Below are 250 nucleotides of genomic sequence, written 5' to 3'. Positions count from 1 at the left end.
TCAGATCGTCATCGATCTTCACGTACAGTGCCGTGATGAGGGTGTTCAGGTCGGTCGACACAACCGGATCTTGAACACCCTCACCTCGTTCATGCACCCCACCAGCCGTTAGGACTTACTCATCTAGCTGTATTGACCCGCAGGGTTGTTGACGCGGCTTGTGGGTGGTTGGCCTGCGAGTGCGGTGTGGCAGCGGTGGTGGTTGTAGGTGTGGAGGAAGTCTGTCAGGGCTGCGGTGCGTTCGGCGTTG

The 250-nt window shown here is 58.4% G+C and carries 1 pseudogene; it reads right to left on the bottom strand.

Annotated elements, in window-relative coordinates:
* Positions 1 to 123: 123 nt before the first annotated feature.
* Positions 124 to 250, bottom strand: a pseudogene (locus tag RNC47_RS37510) (IS481 family transposase); the annotation flags it as partial.

Origin of the sequence: Streptomyces millisiae, assembly GCF_031845425.1 — a bacterium.
Taxonomy (GTDB): domain Bacteria; phylum Actinomycetota; class Actinomycetes; order Streptomycetales; family Streptomycetaceae; genus Streptomyces; species Streptomyces millisiae.
This window is presented reverse-complemented; position numbering and strand designations above follow the sequence as displayed.